At 49.0% G+C, this 24967-nt stretch carries 20 protein-coding genes and 1 tRNA gene; 4 read left to right on the plus strand and 17 right to left on the minus strand.

Annotation, left to right across the window (positions count from 1 at the left end; translation table 11 throughout):
• Positions 1 to 445: 445 nt before the first annotated feature.
• From hisC to ACR0QT_RS00115, 14 genes are all read right to left on the minus strand, one after another.
• Positions 446 to 1510, minus strand: coding sequence for a histidinol-phosphate transaminase (gene hisC / locus ACR0QT_RS00050; RefSeq protein WP_432628887.1), 1065 nt, complete (start codon positions 1508 to 1510; stop codon positions 446 to 448).
• Between the two features lie 288 nt (positions 1511 to 1798).
• Positions 1799 to 2995, minus strand: coding sequence for a pyridoxal phosphate-dependent aminotransferase (locus tag ACR0QT_RS00055; RefSeq protein WP_432628888.1), 1197 nt, complete (start codon positions 2993 to 2995; stop codon positions 1799 to 1801).
• Between the two features lie 72 nt (positions 2996 to 3067).
• Positions 3068 to 4357 (minus strand): O-antigen polymerase, encoded by a 1290-nt coding sequence (locus tag ACR0QT_RS00060; protein ID WP_432628889.1) that lies wholly within the window; start codon positions 4355 to 4357, stop codon positions 3068 to 3070.
• Between the two features lie 127 nt (positions 4358 to 4484).
• Positions 4485 to 6194, minus strand: a complete 1710-nt coding sequence (gene ptsP / locus ACR0QT_RS00065; protein ID WP_432628890.1) for a phosphoenolpyruvate--protein phosphotransferase — start codon at positions 6192 to 6194, stop codon at positions 4485 to 4487.
• A 199-nt stretch (positions 6195 to 6393) separates the two neighbouring features.
• Positions 6394 to 6660: an HPr family phosphocarrier protein gene (locus ACR0QT_RS00070; RefSeq protein WP_432628891.1), complete on the minus strand. Its 267-nt coding sequence runs from the start codon at positions 6658 to 6660 to the stop codon at positions 6394 to 6396.
• A 68-nt stretch (positions 6661 to 6728) separates the two neighbouring features.
• Positions 6729 to 8096, minus strand: a complete 1368-nt coding sequence (locus ACR0QT_RS00075; RefSeq protein WP_432628892.1) for a CdaR family protein — start codon at positions 8094 to 8096, stop codon at positions 6729 to 6731.
• Positions 8074 to 8961: a diadenylate cyclase CdaA gene (gene cdaA / locus ACR0QT_RS00080; RefSeq protein ID WP_432629087.1), complete on the minus strand. Its 888-nt coding sequence runs from the start codon at positions 8959 to 8961 to the stop codon at positions 8074 to 8076. Before cdaA ends, ACR0QT_RS00075 begins: the two co-directional genes overlap by 23 nt.
• Positions 8962 to 9069: 108 nt before the next feature.
• Entirely contained in the window at positions 9070 to 10038 is a 969-nt protein-coding gene (locus ACR0QT_RS00085) for an ABC transporter permease (RefSeq protein WP_432629088.1), read from the minus strand.
• Positions 10016 to 10465 (minus strand): hypothetical protein, encoded by a 450-nt coding sequence (locus tag ACR0QT_RS00090; RefSeq protein ID WP_432628893.1) that lies wholly within the window; start codon positions 10463 to 10465, stop codon positions 10016 to 10018. The genes ACR0QT_RS00085 and ACR0QT_RS00090 overlap by 23 nt, the downstream gene beginning before the upstream one ends.
• Positions 10466 to 10549: 84 nt before the next feature.
• The gene (locus tag ACR0QT_RS00095; RefSeq protein WP_432628894.1) at positions 10550 to 11398 is read right to left on the minus strand and encodes a sugar phosphate isomerase/epimerase family protein; all 849 of its coding nucleotides are present in this window, start codon (positions 11396 to 11398) and stop codon (positions 10550 to 10552) included.
• A 238-nt stretch (positions 11399 to 11636) separates the two neighbouring features.
• Positions 11637 to 13091 carry an IMP dehydrogenase gene (gene guaB, locus ACR0QT_RS00100; protein ID WP_432628895.1) on the minus strand — a complete coding sequence of 485 codons (1455 nt, stop codon included), beginning with the start codon at positions 13089 to 13091 and terminating at the stop codon, positions 11637 to 11639.
• 348 nt (positions 13092 to 13439) lie between these two features.
• Positions 13440 to 13940, minus strand: coding sequence for a DUF6106 family protein (locus tag ACR0QT_RS00105; protein ID WP_432628896.1), 501 nt, complete (start codon positions 13938 to 13940; stop codon positions 13440 to 13442).
• A gap of 300 nt (positions 13941 to 14240) precedes the next feature.
• The gene (groL, locus tag ACR0QT_RS00110; protein WP_432628897.1) at positions 14241 to 15863 is read right to left on the minus strand and encodes a chaperonin GroEL; all 1623 of its coding nucleotides are present in this window, start codon (positions 15861 to 15863) and stop codon (positions 14241 to 14243) included.
• A gap of 143 nt (positions 15864 to 16006) precedes the next feature.
• On the minus strand, positions 16007 to 16291 hold the full coding sequence (locus tag ACR0QT_RS00115; protein ID WP_432628898.1) for a co-chaperone GroES: 285 nt from the start codon (positions 16289 to 16291) through the stop codon (positions 16007 to 16009).
• A 344-nt stretch (positions 16292 to 16635) separates the two neighbouring features.
• On the opposite strand from ACR0QT_RS00115, the gene ACR0QT_RS00120 reads away from it, so the two are divergent.
• Both ACR0QT_RS00120 and ACR0QT_RS00125 read left to right on the plus strand, forming a co-directional pair.
• Complete coding sequence (locus tag ACR0QT_RS00120) at positions 16636 to 17400, plus strand: hypothetical protein (RefSeq protein WP_432628899.1); 765 nt, start codon at positions 16636 to 16638, stop codon at positions 17398 to 17400.
• A 342-nt stretch (positions 17401 to 17742) separates the two neighbouring features.
• Entirely contained in the window at positions 17743 to 18672 is a 930-nt protein-coding gene (locus tag ACR0QT_RS00125) for an alpha/beta fold hydrolase (RefSeq protein ID WP_432628900.1), read from the plus strand.
• A 135-nt stretch (positions 18673 to 18807) separates the two neighbouring features.
• On the opposite strand, the gene ACR0QT_RS00130 is transcribed toward ACR0QT_RS00125, so the two are convergent.
• Entirely contained in the window at positions 18808 to 20226 is a 1419-nt protein-coding gene (locus ACR0QT_RS00130) for a PLP-dependent aminotransferase family protein (RefSeq protein WP_432628901.1), read from the minus strand.
• Positions 20227 to 20549: 323 nt separating this feature from the next.
• On the minus strand, positions 20550 to 22244 hold the full coding sequence (locus tag ACR0QT_RS00135) for a glutamine--tRNA ligase/YqeY domain fusion protein (protein ID WP_432628902.1): 1695 nt from the start codon (positions 22242 to 22244) through the stop codon (positions 20550 to 20552).
• Positions 22245 to 22391: 147 nt separating this feature from the next.
• On the opposite strand from ACR0QT_RS00135, the gene ACR0QT_RS00140 reads away from it, so the two are divergent.
• Both ACR0QT_RS00140 and ACR0QT_RS00145 read left to right on the plus strand, forming a co-directional pair.
• Positions 22392 to 22464 (plus strand) — tRNA-Thr (locus tag ACR0QT_RS00140).
• Positions 22465 to 22682: 218 nt separating this feature from the next.
• Positions 22683 to 23756, plus strand: a complete 1074-nt coding sequence (locus ACR0QT_RS00145; protein WP_432628903.1) for a DUF4397 domain-containing protein — start codon at positions 22683 to 22685, stop codon at positions 23754 to 23756.
• A gap of 44 nt (positions 23757 to 23800) precedes the next feature.
• On the opposite strand, the gene ACR0QT_RS00150 is transcribed toward ACR0QT_RS00145, so the two are convergent.
• Positions 23801 to 24748, minus strand: a complete 948-nt coding sequence (locus ACR0QT_RS00150; RefSeq protein ID WP_432628904.1) for an L-lactate dehydrogenase — start codon at positions 24746 to 24748, stop codon at positions 23801 to 23803.
• Positions 24749 to 24967: the final 219 nt, after the last annotated feature.

Below are 24967 nucleotides of genomic sequence, written 5' to 3' on the forward strand. Positions count from 1 at the left end.
CTCTCAATCTTTTCCTGATCTTCTTTTACTTTACACCATATTACCTTACACCATATACACCATATATACCATATCCACTATGTACCATATTCACCGTTATCCAGCAATTCGTTTCTCCACATTGCAATCCTATTATTCTGTCCACAAATCCGGTCAGCAATGTTATCCAACAACTCGTTTTCCCACATTCAGCCCGCATTATTAAAAAATTTAGACAAAAAGAGGACTGTACACGGTACCTATCCGCTTTCAGCCCCCTTTTTTCTATGTATTTCTCCTACGCTTTGCTCCCGCTACTTGATTCAAGTCGACCTCATACGAAATTTTCTGTTCAGCAACTTTCCGTTCAAATCGACGCAAGTATCGACTTGGCGCGTGATTCTGGTCAGCTTCACTGACATCTTCCCATCAGAATCACTGCGCATTCACTCTGAGCTATACGCTCCTAGTGTGCAGTAGCCAAAAACTCTCCAAGAAATGCAAACAGTGCTTCCATCTCTTCTCTCGTGCCGATCGTGATTCGCAGATAATTGTCAAGTCTCGGCTGTTTGAAGTAGCGCACATAGATCTGCTCTGCCTTGAGCGCCTCAAAAATCTTCTCTGCCGGCACGCGCTCATGCGTCGCAAAGATGAAGTTTGATTTGGAATCCGGGAAGGAAAATCCAAGTTCCCGAAGTTTCAGCTTCGACCACTCTCTCGTATCAATGATCTTTGCCAGAGTCTCCTTGAAATATGCGTCATCCTTCACGGCTTCCACACCGAGAATCTGGGACGGCATGTTCATCGTGTAGGAATTGTAGGAGTACTTCACATCGTTCAACGCCTTGATCAGATCCGGATGGCCCATCGCAAATCCGATTCTCATTCCTGCCATCGAGCGGGATTTGCTGAATGTCTGTACGACAAGCAGGTTTTCATACTTGTCGAGCAACGTTCTCGCACTCTCCCCGCCGAAATCGACGTATGCCTCATCCACAATCACAACGACATCCTGATTATGCTTCAAAATATCTTCCACTGCGTCCAGCGACAGAAGCAGTCCCGTCGGTGCATTCGGGTTCGGGAAGATCACACCGCCATTCTCGCGGTAGTAGTCCTCCGGACGAATCCGAAAATCCTCATCCAGAGCCGGTGTCTCAAACGGAATCTGGAACAGATCCGCCCACACCTTATAGAACGAATAGCTGACATCCGGGAAAAGCACCGGCTTTTCTGAATTGAAAAAGGTCATAAATGCCATTGCAATCACATCGTCAGAACCCACGCCGACAAAAATCTGATCATCTCCAAGGTCATAGTACTCTGCAAGCGCATGCACGAGATCGGTGACTGCCGGATCCGGATATTTGCGGAAGCGGTCATAATCCATCTCTCTCATTGCTTTCTGTACGCCCGGTGCCGGCGGATAAGGATTCTCATTCGTATTCAGTTTGATCAGGCGATCTCCCTTTGGCTGTTCTCCCGGAACATAAGGAACTACTTTTCGTATATTTTTCTCCCAAGCTTTCATCTTCTGTTCTCCTCCTGTCGGCTCACATCTTTTTTCACATCTCACCTATCGCATTTATCATCTATCTGCTCTCACAGTTCTGACCTTACAGCCCTGTTGCCATAGTCCTGTTCTCACAATTTTGTTCTTACAATCCTGTTCTCACAGTCCTATTCATACAGCTTTGTTGCCACAGTTCCATTTTTTAACAGCTCTATTTTTACCGTGCCATTCTCACAGCGTATTTTCGCTTATTTTCACTTATTTTCGCTTACTTTCGCTTATACTCCTTATTTCGGGTTACACTCCTTATTTCAGCTTATACTCCTGTGCCAGTTTCTCAAATGCCGGCATCGAGCGCTCGATCTGCTCATAAGATACGCAGTATGCGATTCGCACATATCCCGGACATGCAAACGAGCTTCCCGGAACAAGCAGAAGATTATACTTCTGCGCGGTTGCACAGAATTCTTTCTCATCCGGAACCGGGGACTTCACAAACAGATAGAAGGCGCCCTCCGGCTTGATGCAGGTGAATCCACACTCGCGCAGTCCCTCGTAGAGACGATTGCGGTTGCGGTCGTATGCCTCAAGGTTGACGCTTGCGCCCTTCTCGATGCAACGCTTGATGACTCTCTGCATCAGGGACGGAGCATTGACACAGCCGTTTACACGGTTTGCGATCGTCGCAGCGGTGAAGACCTCCGCGCTGTCCTTCATCTCATCCGGAATTACGAGATAACCGATTCGCTCGCCCGGAAGGGACAAAGACTTGCTGTAAGAGTAGCAGACAACGGTGTTTGCGTAGTATTTCGTCACATACGGAACTTCCACACCATCGTATGCAAGCTCACGGTACGGCTCATCGGAGATCAGCACGATGTCGGTTCCGAACTCTTTTTCTTTCTCTCTGAGGATCTCACCAAGTCTCGTCAGGGTTGCATCGGAGTAAACAACACCGGTCGGATTGTTCGGCGTGTTGATGATGACTGCCTTCGTCTTCTCATTGATCTTCTCGACGAACTCCTCAAGGTTCGGCTGGAAATCCACGGTGTTCGGAGAAACGACAACAAGCTCTCCGTCATAGTTTCTCACATATCCGCCGTACTCCACGAAATACGGGGCAAATGCGATGACCTGATCGCCCGGATTCAGAATCGTCTTTAAGATCACATTCAGACCACTCGCCGCACCGACTGTCATCAGGATGTTGTTCTGGTGGAATGCAGTGCCGAAACGCTGATTCAATGAATCTGCAATCGTTGCACGCACATCCTCATAACCGGCATTGCTCATGTAACCGTGAACAAACGTGGATTCCTCCTCCATCAGGGTCTCCACAATCGCCTCATTCACCTCTTTCGGTGCCGGAACATTCGGGTTTCCCAGACTGAAATCATAGACATTCTCAGCTCCATAAATGGATGCCAACCGTTTGCCCTCCTCAAACATAACCCGGATAACCGAATTATTTGCCACAAGTGGTCTCATTTTCTCAGAAATCATAATGTAATGTTCTCCTTCCCGCGCCCATCCCTGCGTATTTCTTTTCATTTCTTTTATCTAGTCTTTTAGTCTTTATCGCCGGTGTTCGCTGATATGATAATAAACCGCCAGAATTCCCGTTACAATCAGATAAAACCAGGTCGTTGTATTGGAAAACCAGGTGGTAAAAAACGATAACATCAGATAAGCCCCCATCTGTGCATAGAGCAGATATCCCATCGGATTGCGCATCTCGCGCAGTTTCACGACGAGCAGATAGGCGACAAATCCCAGCAGGCAGGAGAAAACCAGCACTCCGATCCATCCGAAGTCATAATAGGCATCGTAAAACATCGTCAGCGTTGTCAGTTCCTTCTTGTCCACAAAAATCGGGAAATTAATCAACTGCGGGAAGAAAAATTTCAGTCCCGTCAGCGCCCAAAGCGGAAACAGCCCCTTCATTCCCATAGAATGTGTTGTCAGAGACTCCACCAGACAGTTGAAATTGTCATAGTTGTTTGCAATGTACATGTACGGCTGAGTGATGAAGATCGGCATGCGCTCCCATTTCATCTCAAAAATACCGTTTAAGTAAGCGACATCATGGCTTCTCGCCACAGTCAGAATCAGGTAGACCGGAATGATCACCACAAACAGGATCAAGAGATAAGCGGGCTGAAAGAGCTTCTGAAGCGAGATATAGGTAAACGTCGCCAGCACCACAGCAAAAATAAACTGAAATCTGGATACACAGAGAATCGGAATCAACAGAGAAATCAGCGTCATCACAATCGCCGTCACTGCACATCGACTGCTCTCACGTCCTCTTGCCATATGAAAGTACAGAACAGTCAGAGACGGAACGAGCACACACGATACCGTGATGTAGTGAATGCCTGTCAGATGAAATTCCGAGTATGCGTGCGGAACACCGCGAACCAAAAATGGCACATACCCAAGAACAACCGCCTCACCCGCAAATGCCAGCGCAGAAACTACGGTCAGCCCACAAACCATGTGAAAGACTGGCGCCGGATTCCCGGTGTATCCTCTCCATCGTCCGTAATGGTCGTGACCGGAGCCATAAATCTGGGTCAGAATCTCAAAAATTACCCAGAACCCGATGTAGGCAAGTGCGAGACAGATCCATGTCATCACCGACCAGTCCGTCTGAAGCCTGCTCAACTTCAGGCACGCGATGCCCTCACCTCCCACCCAGAAAAGTGAGAAGAGCGCGCGCAGATGAATCAGGTTCTGCGTCTTTCGATACTCCGAATAGTACAGCCAGCACGCCGATCCAATCATCACTGCTCCGGACAGCAGATAAATTCCAAATCTCGCCAGAATAAAACTGGCAACGTAACAAATCAAATAAACTATCATCGTTTCCTCTTCCATCCCATCTTGTTTGTATGTATTTTTCTTTCGCTGTGTTGGTATCCAGCCCTTTCGTCGCATAATGGGACGTGTAGAAAGAGAGCCCGCAACTTGCGGACTCTCCTTGTCTCACTTATCCAATAAATGCCCGCATGTAATCCTCAACTTCTTTTACCGTCACAAAGCTCATCGCCTTGTCTGCGACTGCCTGAAGTTCCTCGATGCTGTAATTCGTGATCAGCTTTCTCGAATACAGGATTGCAGATGCGCTCATGCTGAACTCATTCAGACCAAATGCCAGCAGAAGCGGAATCATCATCGGATCGCTCGCTGCCTCACCGCACATGCCGACCATGATGCCAGCCTCTCTTGCGCAGGTGATCACGCGCTTGATACTGCGCAGAACTGCCGGATTCAGCGGAGAGTAGAGGTAAGATACCTTGTCATTTCCGCGATCTACGGACATCGTGTACTGCGTCAGATCGTTCGTTCCGATGCTGAAGAAATCTACTTCCTTCGCAAATGCATCTGCCATCAGGGAAGCTGCTGCGGTCTCAACCATGATGCCGACCTGAATATCCTTCTTGTAAGCGATTCCCTCGCCGTCCAGCTCCTTCTTGATCTCCTCAATCAGAGCCTTTGCCTCGCGGTACTCGTCAAGGCAGGTCACCATCGGGATCATGATGCGGATGTTTCCGTAAGCACTTGCACGCAGGAGTGCTCTCAACTGCGGACGATAAACGTCATCCTTTCTGTCTAAGCAGAAACGGATTGCACGATAGCCTAAGAACGGGTTCTCATCCTTCTCAAGACCCATGTACGGGATCTCCTTGTCACCGCCGATATCGAGGGTACGAATGATAACCGGCTTGCCCTCCATCTTCTCTGCGACGGTCTTGTAAGCCTCAAACTGCTCCTCCTCGGTCGGCATTGCGGTGCGATCCATGAAGAGGAACTCGGTACGGAACAGACCGATGCCCTCTGCATCGTACTGCAGAACCTTCTCGACATCCTGCGGCTTTCCGATGTTTGCGACAAGCTCAATCGTCACACCATCCTTCGTCACGGTCGGCTTTCCGATGTACTGCTCAAGCTCTTTCTTCTCTTTCAGGAATTTCTCGCGCTTTGCGCTGTACTCCTGCTCCACCTCTGCGGTCGGATTCACATAGACAACGCCCTCAGAACCGTCAAGAACAACGGTATCGCCATTTGCCACATTCTTCAAAAAGTCTGTAACTGCGACAACTGCCGGAATCTCCAGTGCGCGTGCAAGAATTGCGCTGTGAGAAGTCTTTCCGCCAAGCTCGGTCACGATACCGGTCACATGCTTCGGGTTGATGCCTGCGGTCATCGACGGAGTCAGATCCTTTGCGACGAGAATGCTTCCCTCCGGAAGTGCGGAGATGTCCACGGACTCGACACCGAGAAGAACTCTCTGCATACGGGTCTTGATGTCGCGCATATCGGTTGCTCTCTGCTGCATCAGCTCATCGTCCATAGAAGCGAACATATCCGCATAGGTTGTGCAGACCTGCTCGATCGCATACTCACTGCAAATGCCCTCGCCGGTGATCGTGTTCTCGATCTCTCCGGTCAGCATCGGGTCCATCAGAAGCATCAGATGACCCTGCATAATCTCGGCTTCTTTCTCCCCTACTCTCGTAGCCAGATCTGCTGCCATGCGCTCCGTATCCTTCATCGTCTTGTCAAGCGCCCCCTTAAAACGCTCAACCTCTGCGGTCTTGTCTGCGACAGCCTCTCTCTTGATGACTAACTCTGCCTCTTCCACAATCACTGCTTTTCCGATACCGATTCCGGAAGATGCGTTTGTTCCCTTAAACATACCTTTTTCCTCCTTATTAATTAAACCTTTTATTTTATATGTGAAACTCCATCGGAATGAGGTTCTGAATGTTTCTTTTGTTTCTCTGCGACCACACTCAGCTTCTCTCCCCCGGAGATACACGCAAAGATAGAAAAACTCCTATAAAACTATAAAATAAAAAATAAAGCTTAAAAATCCGGCGAAACCGGCGGTCTTTTTATTCCCCTAAACCGCTCTCGACGAGGCGAACCATCGCCTCCATCGCCTCTTCCTCATCCGGTCCGTCACAGACAAACTCAATCTGATCCCCACATTTGACGCATGCCCCCAAAACGCTGAGCACACTCTTTGCGTTTGTCTCATTTCCATTTCCAGACTTGAACTTAATCGAAGATTTGTATTTGATCGCCTCGTTGCAGAGCATCCCTGTCGGACGCAGATGCAGGCCAGACGCATTTTTAATCGTAACGTTTCTGCTTATCACTGCTGTGTTCCTCTTTCTCTTTCATCAATTCGATCGATCCTTAATTCTATCGATTCTATCTGTTTTCATCAATTCTGGGCACTGCTCTCCGTCGCAACTCCGGAGGATTCTGTTGTCTCATTCTGTCCACCCGCCGGTGATCCGGTCTCCGGACTCTCCGTCTCTGCCGGGGAAGTTCCGATGATCATCACCGGAGCCTGGGAGGATACCTCCACCGTAAATACGGTGTAGGAGACAATCCGATATGCATTGCTGTCCGCAAATTTCAGGACTCCGCGGTTGCTTCCCACAGACAATCCCGAGAGATTTAAGGAAGCACCGAGCTGAGACGCCTCAACACCATTGATATTTTCCGCAAGACCCTGGATCGTCACATCGATCTGAGTCGGATTCAGACGATAGGTCATGCTCTCGGACTGTCCGGAGAGCACAATGTCACTCTCCGTCAATGTGATCGTGCGATTGATCAGCTTCTCGACTCTCAGCCGTACTTCCACGGTCGGACTCTCCGACTCGGCAAGCGTCACACCCTCCGGAAGATAGGAAGTCAGATTGATCGTGACCACCTTATCCGCAGTCGCTCCGCTCACATCAAGCTCCGTCGCCGGGATCGTGATCTTTGTCAGATCCGCAAGCGTGTCCTTCGCCCCATTGACCTTGACGCTCTTGACACTGCTCGTGACTCCAACGTACTGGTATCCCGTCCCTGCGCTTCCGGTCACCTCGAAATCAAGGGAGACTTCCTTCACCTTATCGACTGTCAGCTGATATTCAACCTCCGGAGAGTCAACCTGAATCCGGTCGATCTTTCCGCTGTCCATCAGCGAGTTTCCATTGGCATCGTAAAAGACAAGTTTTGCGGTTCCCGTCTTATTTGCACTCAGTCCGGTCTTGTCGATCTCGACACCGACCCGGCTGATCAGTCCTACCTGGGAAACCGGTCCCTCGAGCGTCACCTTCGACGGCGAGAGTTTGACTTCGCTGATCGCATAGCCATCCATCTCCGTTCCAATCTCCCGAACCTGAATGTCAAACGGTTTTGACTGAATCTCCTCCGTCACAACGCGAACAACACCCGGGCGCGCCTCCGCGCTGTAAATCAGGCTCTTGTTGTTGACGATCTCGATATTGACCGGAACCGATCCGGTCACATCATAGAGATCTGCCAGATCGATGTAGGCGCGAAAATCGGAAGCCTGAACCCGGTAGGAATCCCTCGTGTGCGTCTCATAGCGGACGGTCACCGTATTTTTTCCGCTGATCTCATACGTTCTTCCCGCAGAGGTCAGCACCTCTTCATTCTTGATCTCTAAAGGCACCTCTTTGCTGTCATCAACCATCGGATTGGACACATTCATTACCACCAGCCAGACAAAAAACGCCACAAAGATCGAAAGAATTTTTAAACCGAGATTATTTAATAGTTTTTCTTTCATTCTTACGTTTTCCCTTCCAAATCATAAACCGGTTGGTTCCGGTGTCTGTCCGCTCCTCCATTCCTGCGAGCGAGACACGCAAGGTCTCAGCGTCCGGAATGTGTCGCAGGGAACCTGCCTCGACGAGGGAGACTCTTCCGGTCTCCTCCGATACGACAACCGTGATGCTGTCTGTCACCTCACTGATTCCGACTGCCGCACGATGGCGCGTTCCGAGATCCTTGCTGATCTCCATGTTGTCGGAGAGAGGCAGGTAGCAAGTCGCTGCCGCCACCCGATTTCCCCGGACAATCACAGCTCCATCGTGAAGCGGAGTATTGTGCTCAAAAATATTGATCAGAAGCTGACTGCTGACCACTCCGTTGATCTCGATTCCGGTTCGCTCGATCTCCTTGAGTGGCATGTTGCGCTCAATTACAATCAGCGCACCGGTCTTCACCTTCGCCATCTCAAACGTCGCCTTCACGATCTCATTGACCGTCCGGTCGGTGAACCCGGTGTTCTCCTTGCCGTCATCAAAGGAAAACCATTCCGAAATCAGATTCTTGCTTCCAAGCTGTTCGAGCGCCTTTCTCATCTCCGGCTGGAAGATGATTACCAGCGCCATCACCGCAATACTTCCTGTCCTCTCCATGAGCCATAGGATTGTATCAAAATGGAACAAAGCTGCCAGAAGTACAAAAATCAGAATCATGGCGATGCCCCTCAGCAGGTACCATGCCCGCGTGCTCTTGAACCACAGCAGTGCATAATACACCAGGATTCCAAGAATAATGATCTCTGCCAAACTTGATATTGAAATCCTTGGCAAGAAGGAGAGCCAGGACCGCGCACCGTCAAAAGCCGCTCCCAGATTCTGGATCATGCCCGCCATATCTATGCCTCTCTTTCCCCGTCCTATTTTATCTGTGCAGTCCGTTCCGCTCTCTCATTGCCGTTCATGTGCAACACGCAACACAAACGGCAACGGGTTCTACTCCCGCTCTGCTTCCTCCCGGCGCATCCGGTGCTTTCTTCCCGGATTATTCATCCGCTGAACCCGGATCTCCGGCTGAGAGACCGTCAGCTTCGGTACTGCCTTCACATAGTAAACGTAGTCATCGTCTTCAAAATGCGTATACTCGGTTCTCGTGTAATCGACCGAGAATACAAAAAAATGATAAATCAATGCCAGAAGAATCGAAATCAACGTCCCGATCACGATCTCCCCGATCGGAAATGAGACATTGAAGAGATAATCTCCCGCAAACACAACGGTCAGCTGTGCGATCGTTCCAAACATGATCGCAAGCATCCACGCATAATTCACAGAGCGATTCCGGATCAGATAGACAACCAGAATCCCCACTGCACAGGCGCCCATCATCACAAACATCTCACGGTTTCCCATCAATGCCCGGATGATCTGCACATACTTCTGCGCGAGATCCACGGAAGCATCGTTTGTGAGCACGCCCGCATTCTGCTTCACATACAGCAGAATATAGGAAATCATGACGCCACAGCTGACCGGAATAATCGTAAGCAGACTTCCCGAAAGACCTGCAAGCAGAGGAACTGCAAGCGGAATCTTTAAGAGAATCGCCATCGGTGTCAGAACCAGCCAGAAACTGTCTCCCGGCTGAAATCCGTAGTACAACAGCGCGATGATTACAAGAATCGCCGTTGTCAAAAGCATAATTTCCAAAGACACTGCATAAATATGCGCAAGCATCACTCCCGCCAGCAGAAGGCTGATCGCCCCATAAGGCAGAAACGCGCCGAGCAATGCGAGAAGCGGGGTAACCCAGATCTCTTTTAACTCCGTCTGAAACCCGATATTCTGATTCAGCAGGATCAGCGCTGTCAGCGTAAAGACGAACTTCACAATCCCGTCTGTCAGCGTCGCATATCCTCCATAAAATGCCTTCAGCCGTTCTTTAAGTTCGAGTAGTAGCATCATCATGTCGGCTACCCTCCTTCGTCAGTTCTTTCGTCCGGCTCTGAAACTCATACCGTTTCTCCAGACGTCTCAGTTTGGCAACGTACACCTTCATACCGCGCCGGGCGTACTCATACCGGCTCTTTGCGACATGAACGGCAATCGCCAGATATCCAACAAGCCCAATCACATAAAACACACAGGCACTGCGCACATGATTCATCACAAGATCCAGGCTTGCCGTATCGAGAAGTGACTCCATGCTGTAAAGCATCCAGATCACCACCACCAGAAAATAACAGAAGGTGTATGAAAAGAATGCGTGTAACATCCGACTGCTGATGTAGTCGCTCATGAAGTACCGGTTAGCGGGACGAATGTGTTTTCCCTCTCGTTTTTCAAAGAAAGAAATTCCCGCCATCAGTTTAATCTTGTCCTCGTTCAGCATAATTCATCCTTTATTTTTTAGATCGTATTAAAGTATATCATAATTGCAGGGTCTGCGCCAGTGGATACGTTTGAAAAATCTTTATTACATCTCATCGTAAATCTTTTTCAGGAAAGCGACATCACTGTGGTAACGCTCCTTGTTGGAATTCTCCAGAAGCATCGTCACATACGGTTTTTCCTTCTTGAGCCATGAGAGAATCGGCTGATAATGGAAGAGACCGTCTCCGACATGCTCAAACTCCGGCTCTCCGTTCTCCATGCGGAAATCCTTGATGTGGAGCATGCTCACGCGATCGCCGTAAAGCTCAAGAGCACGAGCAATCACAGCATCCTGCTCCTTGTAATTCTCTGCGCTGATTAAGTTTACCGGATCGAGAATCGCCTCCACATTCGGAGAATCGATGTCATCGAGGAAACGGCGCATCTTGTCCGGGGTACACAGCGTGTGATCGTGAACAGCCTCGACACCGACCGTCGCACCGAGCTTCTCTGCTGCGCGGACAATCTGTCCCATCGTGTCGAGGAAGATCTGGTAACTCTCCTCGGTGTAAGTCTCCGGAACAACGGAGAAATCACGGCTGTAACGTCCGGTCTCCGTTCCGACAAGATCGGCACCGATGATCTTTGCATATTTCAGATGCTCGATAAATTTCGCGATCGACGCCTGGCGCACTTCCTTGTCCGGATGAATCGGATTGATGTAACAGCCAAGCACTGCCACATGGATGTCGCGCTCTTTTAACTTCTCGGCGATCATGTGTGCCATTCCCGGGGAATAATGACCCGGTGCAAAATCAAATCCCGCAATCGACTTTCCGAATGCGAGCTGAATCTGATGAATTCCATTCTCCTTCACTGTATCAAGTACCGTATCAATATCTGCCTTTGCGCACAGATCGTGGCAACGCATTCCGCAATTCATTCTTTCCATAATTTTATCTATCATCCTCTCCTAGTTTTTGCTGTTTTTTACCGCTACGTCATCTTACGGCACGTTCGGTTCCAAAAGTGCCTATATCTGAGCAATAACCTTTGTGGACAGTATAACATAAAAAATAGAAAAAAGATACCGCCGTGTCAAACACGACGGTATCTTTTTCATCCAGAATTCTCAATTCAGAAAGTTTCTATTTAGATTCCTAAATATTTCTAAATTATAAATTCAAAATTTATTCATCTACGCTGTAGTTCGGAGCCTCTTTCGTGATGTGAATATCATGCGGATGGCTCTCTCTCAGAGCTGCGGCAGAGATCTTCACGAACTTACCGGTCTCCTGAAGAGTCGGGATATCTTTTGCTCCGCAGTATCCCATTCCTGCGCGGAGACCACCAAGCATCTGGAATACGGTATCCTCTACCATACCCTTGTATGCAACACGTCCCTCAACGCCTTCCGGAACAAGCTTCTTTGCGTCAGACTGGAAGTAACGATCCTTACTACCATTCTCCATTGCTGCGATCGAACCCATACCACGGTACACTTTGTACTTTCTTCCCTGGTACAGCTCGAAGGAACCCGGGCTCTCGTCGCAACCTGCGAACAGGCTACCCATCATGCAGACATTACCACCGGCTGCAATCGCCTTTGTGATGTCTCCGGAGTACTTGATTCCGCCATCTGCGATGATCGGGATTCCGTATTCCTTTGCAACTGCGTAGCAGTCCATAACAGCGGTGATCTGCGGAACACCGATACCTGCAACGACACGGGTCGTACAGATGGAACCAGGTCCGATACCAACCTTAACGGCATCTACACCAGCCTCGATCAGAGCCTTGGTCGCCTCGCCGGTTGCTACGTTTCCTGCGATAACCTGAAGATCCGGATATTTCTCCTTGATCATGCGAACGCAGTTCAAAACGTTCTGAGAATGACCGTGAGCGGAGTCAAGAACGACTACGTCAACGTGTGCCTTCATCAGAGCCTCTACGCGATCGAGAACATTTGCGGTGATGCCGAGTGCAGCTCCGCAAAGCAGACGACCCTGTGCATCCTTTGCGGACAGCGGATACTTGATCTGCTTCTCAATATCCTTGATTGTGATCAGTCCCTTGAGGTTGAAATCATCATCGACGATCGGCAGTTTCTCAACTCTTGCCTTTGCAAGGATGCGCTTTGCCTCCATCAGGGTGATGCCTTCCTTTGCAGTCACAAGATTCTTGGAGGTCATGCACTCACGAATCTTCTTGCTGAAATCCTCCTCGAACTTCAGATCACGGTTGGTGATGATACCCACCAGTTTGCGTCCCTCTGTGATCGGAACACCGGAGATGCGGAACTTGCCCATCAGCTCATCTGCATCCTTGAGTGTGTGCTCCGGGGAAAGGAAAAATGGGTCTGTGATGACACCGTTCTCAGATCTCTTTACCTTATCGACTTCTTCCGCCTGAGCTTCAATCGACATATTTTTGTGTATAATGCCGATACCTCCCTGACGTGCCATAGCGATCGCCATGCGGTGCTCCGTAACCGTATCCATACCAGCACTCATCAGCGGAATATTCAGCTTGATTTTCTTGGTCAGGTAAGTCGTCAGATCTACCTGATTCGGGATAACCTGTGAATAAGATGGTACGAGAAGAACGTCATCAAATGTAATGCCGTCACCAATAATTGTACCCATTATCATTTCCTCTCTTTCTTTCGTTTTTTTAGAATAAGCAAAGTTCCTATACCTGGTAAGGAGATGCTTACTCCGTGTTATTAGTTACCTAGTCTAGCAAAAAACTTTCTGCTTGTCAAATCTTTTTTTTCATCCAAATTGAGTGAATTCTTTTTGTGTGAAATGTTTGATTATTCGCAATTTTCTGTTTCTTATAAATAATTTAAAATCTTCTTATAAATCTAAATCTGGGTAACCCACTGACCAGGAAAATCACGCGCTTATTCTGCGCAAGCGTCGACTTGAGACTTGAACCAATACCACCATACCACCAATCCCCTGTCGGTATCCTGTTCGCTCAGCGCAGATTCATCCCTGTAAAAATGTCTTCTGCGGAGCAGTCTGGCGGAAGCACTTGAGCATCTTCTCATCCGGCTCAAAAATCAGCTTGATCGTCGTTCCACTCGACTCGACAATCGCTACATACGGCTTCGTCTTTCCGTCGTGAGAGGTGTAATCAAGAGTCTTTGATGGTGTTCCATAATTATTCAGACGATCCGAGCCCTCCGGTGCGATCACCTGGATCTCATCCATCGTGCACTCATATCCTTTTTTTCGCTTGGACTTGCCGAGGATGATGTCGATCGAGAGCATCTTGTCAACGTATAAATATTCATATTCAACATGGGTGTTTCTGTGACAGAGATAGGTGAGAAAGCCAAATCCAAACATGAGAACCACGGCGAGCACGCCCGTCGTCAGGGCGAAAAAAACAGAGACTGCCGTACACAACCCGAGTACAATTGTAAGAATTGGTGCATAGAATGGACTTTTTCTCGAAATGAGATGTTCTGCGTAGGATTCGTTCATGGGAAGCGAACTCCTTTCTTAAAGTTATTTGCCTTTTTTCTTTATCTTTTAAAGAGTGCGATTCTTGTGCGGAATGTTTTTCGTTTTATGGAATAAATAAATTCTCTGGTCAAATCAATTCTTTCACAAAAAATCTATCTCATGAATCTATCTCATGGAACGATCTTTTTCGTGGAATAAATCTTCCATTAAAATGAATAAAAAATCCACAAAATTTTAAGGAATAAAAAAGGAGAACTGCCGGACTAAATCCTGGCAGCTCTCCCTATTAGACAGCTTTTGTTCTGGCTCTGCCCTGTATTACATCATTCCGCCCATACCGCCACCTGCCGGCATTGCAGGGGTTTCTTCTTTAATATTAGCAACTACGGATTCAGTTGTCAACAGGGTAGATGCTACGCTCGTAGCATTCTGCAGTGCGCTTCTGGTTACCTTTGCCGGGTCCAGAATACCTGCCTTAATCATATCTACATACTCCTCTTTGTATGCATCAAAACCGGTTCCTACCGGAGACTCTTTTACCTTGTTGATGATAACGGAGCCTTCCAGACCTGCGTTTGCTGCAATGTGGAACAGCGGAGCTTCCAGTGCCTTCAGGATGATCTTTCCACCGGTCTTCTCATCGCCCTCAAGAGCCTCAACCTGATCCTTGATCATCTCGATTGCATGGATGTATGCAGAACCACCACCGGAAATGATACCTTCCTCAACAGCTGCTCTTGCAGCGGACAGAGCATCCTCCATACGGAGCTTTGCTTCCTTCATCTCAGTCTCGGTTGCAGCACCTACACGGATGACTGCTACGCCACCTGCTAGCTTAGCCAGTCTCTCCTGTAATTTCTCCTTATCGAACTCTGAAGTGGTCTCGCCGATCTGTGCACGGATCTGAGCAACTCTTGCTGCGATCTCATCCTTATCGCCACAGCCGTCAACGATGATCGTGTTCTCTTTCTGAACCTTAACAGACTTTGCACGACCAAGCTGTTCCATCGTGGTATCCTTCAACTCCAGACCAAGCTCCTCGGAGATTACCTGTCCACCGGTCAGGATTGCGAGATCCTTCAGCATCTCTTTTCTTCTGTCGCCGTAACCCGGTGCCTTGACACCAACTACGGAGAAGGTTCCTCTCAGCTTGTTGACGATCAGGGTGGTCAGTGCCTCGCCCTCGATATCCTCAGCAACGATCAACAGCTTAGAACCAGACTGTACGATCTTCTCCAGAATCGGCAGGATCTCCTGAATGTTGGAAATCTTCTTATCGGTAATCAGGATGTACGGATCATCCAGAACGGCTTCCATCTTATCCATATCGGTGCACATGTAAGCGGAGATATAACCACGGTCAAACTGCATACCTTCTACAAGATCCAGCTCGGTCTTCATGGTCTTGGACTCCTCGATGGTGATAACGCCATCCTTGGAAACCTTCTCCATTGCATCTGCTACCATCTCACCAACTGCATCATCTGCTGCGGAGATTGCTGCTACTCTTGCAATGCTCGGACGACCCTCGATCGGCTGGCTCATCTTCTGGATTGCCTCAACAGCAGCCTCAGTTGCCTTCTTCATACCCTTTCTTAAAACGATCGGGTTTGCACCTGCTGCCAGGTTCTTCATTCCCTCATTGATCATAGCCTGTGCCAGAACAGTTGCGGTCGTGGTACCATCACCGGCTACATCGTTGGTCTTGGTTGCAACTTCCTTTACCAGCTGTGCACCCATGTTCTCAAATGGATCTTCCAGTTCGATCTCTTTTGCGATCGTCACACCATCGTTGGTGATCAGCGGAGCGCCGAAAGACTTGTCAAGAACAACGTTGCGTCCCTTCGGTCCGATCGTCACACGAACGGTATCTGCTAACTGATTCACACCTGCTTCCAGAGCTTTTCTGGCATCTACGCCATATTTAATCTGCTTTGCCATAATTTCATTCCTCCAATATGATCCATCTTTTTATCCTGCTTCCGCAAAATTCGGAAACAAAACTGGAAATAAAATCTAACATAAACCCGGAAATTCGATCTGAAATTAAATCGAATCTTCCTAATCTTTATTTCTATTTCTAATTACTCGATAACAGCCAGAATGTCGTTCTGCTTTACAACAACATACTTCTCATCATCCAGCTCAACCTCAGTGCCTGAGTACTTGGAGTAGATAACCTTGTCGCCAACCTTAACCTGCATTGCAACTTCTTTGCCATCAACCACACCGCCAGGACCAACTGCAATAACCTCAGCCTGCTGTGGTTTCTCTTTTGCCTGACCCGGAAGTACGATACCGGACTTTGTCGTCTCCTCTGCTACAAGCTGTTTTAATACAACACGATCAAATAATGGTACTAACTTCATGGATGATTCCTCCTTATTTTTCGCTGCTTTTTCATTCATAAGATCTTGCTTCGATCTCTCTTTCGATTCACAATACCATTTATACCACGCATTGTTAGCACTGTCAATAGTTGAGTGCTAATTTTATAAATTTTTTATCGTTGTCCCCTTTCTTTTTTCCCATATTCGTATTACAATATTCTTTAAAGACGGCTGAAAGTACGAAACCACTGCATATTTTCCATCGAATTCAGAGATTTCAGAAAATAGTTTCGGTTTATAATGTTTATAATCTTTATAATCTCGGAAATCATTTCAGTTTTTTATGGGGAACCAGCAGTCCGGCCGCAGAAAGGAGAACGGGTATGTCAAAAAAAGGATTAGGAAAGCTGATGGCTCTCACTGCTGTTGCCGGTGCTGCCGCAGCAGGAATTTCTTACTTAAAGAAGTATCATTCCTTCAATAAGGAACTGGACAAAGATTTTCATGATTTTGAAGATGATGATGAGGAGGATACCCCGGTTCCGGACAGCACGATGAGCCGTAATTATGTATCCCTTCATGCAGACAAGGATGAGTTTCTTGTCGCTGCCGGCGATATGATCAACGCCACGAAGGATGCTGCGAGCGCTGCCCGCAATGTGGTTCGCGATGTCGCTACGATTGTGACGGACACCGCAAGAGATGCCGTCGGCGTCGCTTCTGACACGGCTTCCGCTGCCAAATCCACTGCAAGCGAAGTCAAGGAGGCTGTCGAGGAAGTCGCAGGCGATACCGCTGAGGACATCATCATCAAGGCAGGCGACACGGCTGAGAAAGTCAAGGAATTTGCGGAGACCGCAGTCGAGAAGGCTGAGGATCTCGCCGAGACTGCAACAGAGAAGGCAGAAGATCTCGTTGTCGACGTTGCCGACAACGCCACCGATGCGATCGAGCACACCGCAGATGTGACGGAGACAGTCACCGACCACCTCGCTGAGGAGATCGAGAAGTCCGGAGCATCGGCAGATGAGAACGCAGAGGATGCCGTCGAGTATGTGACCAGTGAGGACACAGAAGATGACAAAGACGCTAAGGATGACACAGCAGACACCGCAGACACTGCGGACGACGACAAAGACGCTGAATAAGATTATCAGATGAACAGTAACGAAGAATGCCATCCTTAACGAAACACCATTTATCATCGAAATATGATTTGTAATTGAAATACTACTTATCATCAAAATACGATTTGTAATTAAGACAGATAAAAAGTCTCAGACAGACTTCAGGTTTGATCTCATCTTCCGTCATTCCTGGAGTCTGTTTTTGTTTTCGTCAAAAAGCTGTCAATAATTGATTTATAAGCATATTCGTTGTATAATTTGTACAAAGATGCATTCGGATGACGATATATTTCTGATAATATCGTTCTGACGATGTATTTCGGGGGTTGTTTTACTTGATTGATTGATGAAGGAGGTATTGCGATGTTACATGAAGTGAGTTTTCTTTCCTACAACGAGCGCGACCATGTACAGGGCTGGATCTACGTTCCCGCTATGAAGCCGAAGGGAATTGTTCAGCTGATTCACGGTTTCGGGGAACATTCGAGACGATACATTCATATGATCTCCGCCTTTCTCGATGCAGGCTACATCGTCTCTGCCGACGACCATGTCGGTCACGGAAAGACTGCAATGGTAAGCGGAATCTGGGGCGACTGGGGCGACAAGGGTTTCCACACGATGATGGAGGATGAACACACGCTCCACAATCTTGTCTGCGAAAAATACCCGGATCTGCCGTATTTCCTCTTCGGACACAGCATGGGGTCGTTTATCACTCGCGATTACATGGCTCACTATGGCAGTGAGCTTGCCGGAGCTACGATCTGTGGAACGACCGGCATCTTCCGCGGTGCACGCGAAGCTCAGAAAGCTCTCGAGAAAGTGGTCGCAGAGGGACACGGAGAAGAATCTGATCCAGCCTTCACCGCCAGTCTCCTCGGCTGGATGTGTGAGCGCTGTGGCGAAGTCTCGATCGGAAACGAGTGGATCTGCGCAGACCCATATGTTCAGAGAGATCACGCGGAAGATCCGTTTGACGCGTTCACGAAACCGACGAGCAATCGCGCCCTGCTCTACTTCACCCAGATGATGACCTCCATCGAGGGAACCGACTGGGCATCCCAGGTTCCAAAGGATCTTCCAATCTACAACATCGGCGGAGATCAGGACCCGGTTGGCGAATACGGAAAGGGCATCTACGAGGTCAGCAACTGGCTGTACGAGACCGGACACGCAGTGCGCACCGAAGTTTACTCCGGCTACCGCCACGAGATCCACAATTACAGCACAATCAAAGACTATGTCGAGCAGGGAATCATTGATTTCATGGATGATGTTCTGGAAACCTGACGGAAAGTTCCGCTCCTAAATCCTACTTCATAAGAACATTCATTTAAGAAGAATAAGAATTCTCAGAATTTCAAAATCCTACCTGAGATCTCCCACTTTTGCTTGTCAGCATTAAGAAGATCAAAATAAGAATTCTTAGGATTTCCAGCACTCGATCAGAGTCTTTACACCCGTCTCGATCTCCTCTAAGTTGAGACTGGCATATCCGAGCACAATCGTCGCCGGTCGATGGTTGTGCTCCGGATGAATGAAATATCCGCTGAGTCCATACACCTTCACGCGGGCCTTCTCTGCTCGCCGAATCAGATCTTCCTCAGATCTCCCACTTTTGCTTGTCAGCAAAATGTGAATCCCGGCATACTCTCCATGAATCTCAAATTCTTTCTCAAGCGGTCTGAGTGCCGTGAGCATTGCATCATGCTTTGCACGGTAAATCGCACGCATCCGGTTCAAATGACGCTCAAAATATCCCTGTGACAAAAACTGATACAAGATGTTCTGATCAATCCGCGATACTGTGGACGCATAAAATCCCGTCTGCGATTTGTATTTCTTTAAGAGTTGCTCCGGAAGCACGAGATAACTGACTCGAATCGCCGGTGCAATGCACTTTGAAAACGTTCCGATATAGATCACTCTGCCAGCGCGGTCCATTCCCTGAAGCGCAGGAATCGGTTTTCCGCGGTAACGAAACTCACTGTCGTAATCGTCCTCAATCAGATAGCGATCCTCCCCCGCGAGAGCCCAGCGAAGCATCTCCTGCCTGCGACCGACTGACATGACTGCCCCGGTCGGAAACTGGTGGGACGGCATGACGTAGGCGACATCTGCCCTGCTCTGCTCCAAAAGCTCCGGAATCATCCCGAATCCATCCATATCGACCGGACACACCGGATAATCCAGACTGTGAAGAACGCGATATGCCTGCTTGTAAGTCGGATTCTCCATCGCAATCATCCGGTTTTTCCCGAGAATCTGAGAGAGCAGAATCAGCAGGTACTCACTTCCCGCTCCGACGATGATCTGCTCCGCCCGACAATTCACACCTCGCGCAGAGTGCAGATACGCGCGAATCGCCTCGCGCAGACCATTTTCGCCCTGATGATCCCCGGAGAGAAACATCTCGCGGTTGTCATTCACAAGCGTGTTGCGCGACAGTTTTCTCCAGATGTTATACGGAAAACTTTCGAGATCGATTCCTCGCGGTGAGAAGTCAACGAGATTTTCTTCCTCTCTCGTCTCTCTTGTCTCCAAAAATCCATCCGTCCCCTCCTCGACGCAGACCGGTGTCTCGACCTCGACAAGCTCCTCCATCTGTGCGACGTAAATGCCCCGATACGGACGCGCTTCAATATATCCTTCCGCAAGAAGCTGGTCGTATGCCATCTGCGTTGTGCTACGGCTGACCTTCAGATGCGTCGCAAGCGTGCGCGTCGACGGAAGTCGCTCTCCCACGCGCAGATTTCCCTCTCGAATCTCCCTGCGGATGTGTGCATAAATCTGCTCATAGAGCGGTTTTTTCAGCTGGGAATCCAGCGGAATCAGAAGATCCATGTTTGTACCCCTCTCCCTTTCTCGTTCCTTTCACAGTTTCCTTCTTATCTCATTTTCCCTCTTATCTGATTTTCTTTCTTATCTCGTTTTCTTTCTTACCTATCTCATTCTTGCACTTCTCTTTTCTGTGATCGGAGCGTTTCTCTCCCATCCGTCAGAAAGAGGACAGACGCAAGATACGCCTGTCCTCTGCTGTTTAAAATCTGTCTCGATTTTGATCCTTTTTTATCTTTATTCTTTATCTCGATCTCGATTTTTATTTGAATCTCGATTCTCCTTTGAACCTCAATTTGGATCTCGATTCAAATGCTTCTTTTTACTTCTTATTTCTGAATCTTAAAGGAGCTCTTCAAGGACACGATTCGGTTAAATACCGGCTGACCCGGCTTGCTGTCCTTGCAGTCTGCACAGAAATATCCGTTGCGGACAAACTGGAAGCTCTCATACGGCTTTGCCTCAGCAAGAGCCGGCTCCACATAGCAGTCCTTGAGAATTGTCAGGGAATTCGGATTCAGGTTCAGGGAACCATCCTCATTCAGCTTGCCCTTCTCCTCATCAACGATGTTCTCATACAGACGGCACTCTACCTTCTTTGCGGTCTCTGCGCAAACCCAGTGGATCGTTCCCTTTACCTTGCGCGCATTGAAACCGGAACCGCTTCTCGTCTCCGGATCGTAGGTCGCATGGATCACGGTGATGTTGCCGTTCTCATCCTTCTCAAATCCGGTACAGGTCACAAAGTATGCACTCATCAGACGTACCTCGTTGCCCGGGAACAGACGGAAGTATTTGCGCGGTGGCTCCTCCATGAAGTCCTCACGCTCGATGTAAAGCTCTCTTCCAAACGGAACCCTTCTCGAACCAAGCTCCGGATTCTCTAAGTTGTTCGGAACTTCCATCATCTCGGTCTGACCTTCCGGATAGTTGTCGATCACCAGCTTCACCGGATCAAGAATTGCCATCATACGGGATCTCTTGAGCTTTAAGTCCTCGCGGATGCAGTACTCAAGCATTGCAGAGTCAACAGAGCTGTTTGCCTTGGAAACGCCGACCATCTCCACGAACATCTTGATTGCCTCCGGCGTGTAACCGCGACGGCGCAGAGCTGCGATCGAAACCAGACGCGGATCGTCCCAACCGTCCACGATCTTGTCCTCAACGAGCTTCTTGATGTAACGCTTTCCGGTTACAACATTCGTCAGATACAGCTTTGCAAACTCAATCTGGCGCGGTGGGTTCTCAAACTCACACTCACGGACAACCCAGTCGTACAGCGGGCGATGATCCTCGAACTCCAGCGTACAGATCGAATGTGTGATGTGCTCAATCGCATCCTCAATCGGATGAGCGAAGTCATACATCGGATAGATGCACCATGCATCGCCGGTGTTGTGATGATGCATATGGGCAACACGGTAGATAACCGGATCTCTCATGTTGATGTTCGGGGATGCCATATCGATCTTCGCACGCAGAACTTTCTCTCCGTCCTGGTACTTGCCTTCCTTCATCTCCTCGAACAGGCGCAGGTTCTCCTCCACGCTACGGTTGCGGTACGGGCTCTCCTTACCCGGAGTCGTAAAGTCACCGCGGTACTCACGAATCTGATCTGCGGACAGATCACAGACGAATGCTTTGCCCTTCTTGATCAGGAAAACGGCACACTCGTACATCTTCTGGAAATAGTTTGATGCAAAGAACAGTCTGTCCTCAAAATCTGCACCGAGCCACTTCACATCTTCCATGATGGAATCTACGAACTCCGTCTTCTCCTTTGTCGGGTTGGTATCATCAAAACGCAGGTTGAACTTTCCGCCATACTGCTTTGCCAATCCATAGTTTAACAGAATTGACTTTGCATGTCCGATATGCAGATAGCCGTTCGGCTCCGGCGGGAAACGGGTCTGGACATGATCGTAAACGCCCTCCGCTAAATCTTTCTCAATCTCCTGCTCAATAAAATTTTTGGATACTACTTCTTTCTCTTCCGGCGTAACAGCCGTCTTCTCATTCTCCATAAATCGACCTCCGAAAACTCTCCATTATTAGCCATTAGCATATCACATTTTTTGAATTAAGAAAAGATCTTTTTTTTGCTTGACAAACCTCTGAGAGTATGATAATATATCCAAGGTTCAGCAAGCCACTGAATCAAAAATGAAAATGCTGCTGTGGCTCAGTCGGTAGAGCGTCGCATTGGTAGTGCGGAGGTCACGGGTCCGATTCCCGTCAGCAGCTTATGAGAAAAAAGCGTCGGAACTCTTATTTTTCAAGAGTTTCGGCGTTTTTTGTTGTTCCAACATTTTTTTGTTATTCCAACATTTTTTATCCCAACATAAAATTTTCCCTGATAGTTTCTTTCCGCTCTCAAATCAAATCTACACAAAAGAATTTTTCCGCGCACCCACCCGCCTTGCCACTCATACTGTAAAGTAAAAAACAGCGAGGCTTTTTTTATGGCTGAAAACGATACCCACTACAATGAAATTCCGGAGGGCGTCACTTCCTCCGACCAGTTTTCGGAGATGACTCCGGCTTCGCCAAACCCTTCCCCAAATGAATCGATCGGAAACGGATCATCCGGAACTGCCTCTTCCTCGCCGGAAACTGCCTATTACGATTACGGTCTGACGACTCCTCTTCCGGATGAATTTGAGGGCGGTCCTGTCTATCCCGGCAACTCATCCGACTCTTCCGGTTCCAACACGGACAACGGCGATGCCAATACCCCACAGATCCCGCTCCCAAATCCCGGAGAGGGGCTTCCTGTCTATCCCGGAGACGGAGGAAACAGCACCGGGAACATCGGAATCATTCCGCCAAACTCCGGACTTCGCCCGACGATCCCACCGTTTTCCTTCCCCTCCTCGAACCTCTCAAACTCCTACTGTCAGGTGCGCTTCCTGAACGCGTCCACAAACACGTTTCCTGTCACGATCTATATCGACGGAAATATCTATGCGGACCGCTCGCGCTTCGGAAGCAACACCAATTATGAGTGGATCAGGGATGGGTTCCACACGATCACCGTGCGCCGTGCCACGGGCATCCGCTCGATTCTTCTTCAGCAGAACCTTCCGTTCTCCGCAGGGCAGAAAAACACGGTCATTCTCACCGATTCCTCGTCCGGAGGCTTAAGTCTCGTGCAGGCGAGTGACAACGGCTGTCAGAATCTTCCTTCCGGCTACGGATGTTTCCGCTTTGCCAACATGTCTTACAGCGGTTCCCGCTTTGATCTGCTGACTGCAAACGGAGATGCCGTCTTCCGCGGAATCGCGTTTCAGAATATCTCCGCCTACAAGCAGGCGATGGCAGGCACCTACCTGTTCTTCGTCTCTGCCACCTCGTCCTACACCTTCATGCAGGAACTCCCGATGCTGATCATCGGAGTCTCCGGAAACGGAACCGTGATCGGTCAACCGGTGCTCTCCTTCCCACAGACAATCCGTTCCGGACGAAACTACACAACGTATCTGATCGGAAATACCTGGTCGGACTACTCGCTCCAGACGATCACGCTTGAGAGCTGACCAAAATCACGCGCCAGGTCGATGCTTGCGTCGACTTGAACTCCTTATTCCAGTCCGCGATAGCTCTCCCGCAAGATCTCACACGACTTTGCGAGCTTTTCCCGCTCAGTCTCTGTCAAATCCAGCTCAAGCACGCGTCTCACGCCATTCTGGTTTAAGATACACGGAACTCCGGCGAAGACTCCACTCTGCCCGTACTCGCCGTTTAAGAGTGCGGAGACCGTGAGCACGCTGTTCTCATTTCCAAACAGGGCGCGTGTGATCCGTGTCATCGCCATGCCAATGCCGTAGTACGTCGCCCGCTTTGCCTCGATGATCCGGTATGCCGACTCCCGCACCTCCTCGGAGATCTTTTCAAGATCCTCCATCCGAATCGGGCTGTCCTCGGCTCCCACAATCTCCTCGATCGAGCGCGTCGCAAACATCGCCTGACTCCACGGCACAAATTCACTGTCCCCGTGCTCCCCGATCACATAGGCATGGATGTTGCGGGGATCGACGCGAAGCGTCTCTCCGAGCACATAGCGAAGGCGAGCCGTATCAAGCGCAGTTCCGGTTCCAATCACGCGCTCGGGCGAAAACCCGGAGAGGTCACTGGTCACGCGCGTCATCACATCGACCGGATTTGTCGCGACAAGAAAAATCCCACCAAAGCCTGAGGCGATCACCGGCTCAATGATCGAGCGAAAGACCTCGCGATTGCGTTTTAAGAGATCAAGCCGGGTCTCCCCGGGCTTCTGGGCGACTCCCGCACAGATCGCGACGATGTCTGCGTCCGCGCAGTCCTCATACGATCCCGCGTAGATCTTCATATGAGAACCAGAAAAGGCGAGACCATGGTTTAAATCCATCGCCTCGCCCTCTGCGCGTTTTTTGTCCAGATCAATCAGAACCAGCTCCTCGCAGGCATTCTGGTTCAGCATGCTGTATGCGTAACTCATTCCCACCATTCCGGTTCCGATCAATCCCACTTTTCGATTATCTATTCTCATGCCGTCCTCCTGTTCCCGGAAACACGAATTTTCCAGTTCCATTCCCCAGTTTCGTTTCCTGGTTTCCAGTTTCGTTTCATTTCCTGGTTTCATTTTCTTTCTGGTTTCAAATTCCTGCTCCGTTTTGCATTCGTTTGCTTTTTCCTTACATGAGAATAGTGTATGCATTTATGATTGACTCATGCGCCAATTTTGCGCCAATTTCGATTCGTTTATTAA

This window comes from Brotaphodocola sp. (assembly GCF_050873365.1).
Classification (GTDB): domain Bacteria; phylum Bacillota; class Clostridia; order Lachnospirales; family Lachnospiraceae; genus Brotaphodocola.